Source organism: Parahoeflea olei (genome assembly GCF_001703635.1).
GTDB classification, from domain to species: Bacteria; Pseudomonadota; Alphaproteobacteria; order Rhizobiales; family Rhizobiaceae; genus Hoeflea; species Hoeflea olei.
Genome location: NZ_LQZT01000039.1, coordinates 1 through 351 on the forward strand (window position 1 = coordinate 1; position 351 = coordinate 351).

Annotated in this window: 1 pseudogene; it reads right to left on the reverse strand. The window is 62.1% G+C overall.

The window, feature by feature from the left end:
- A pseudogene (locus AWJ14_RS16720) lies at positions 1-351 on the reverse strand (UxaA family hydrolase); the annotation flags it as partial.

Consider the following 351-nt stretch of genomic DNA (forward strand, 5'->3'; position numbering starts at 1 on the left):
TGCCGATCACGTTGCCCTGCCCCGTCGGGAAGGTGTGGATCACCGCACCGCCCGCCGCCATCAGGGTCACGCATTCCGCAGCCGCCGACGACGAATCCATGAAGTAGAGCCCGTTGCCCGATTGCGGCTGTTCGGCCGGATCGAGAATGTCGATGAATTTCGACGTCCGCCCGATCTTCTCGAGATTGCCGAGCGCCTTCTCCTCAATCGTCGTCAGACCACCCTCGATATTGCCCTTGGTCGGCTGGCTGTCACTGAGATCGTCGGTCTGGTGCGCGAAGATCACCTCGTCCTGGTAGGCCTTCCACATCTTGTACCAGCGCTCGCCCACCTCTTCGTTGATCGCGCGGG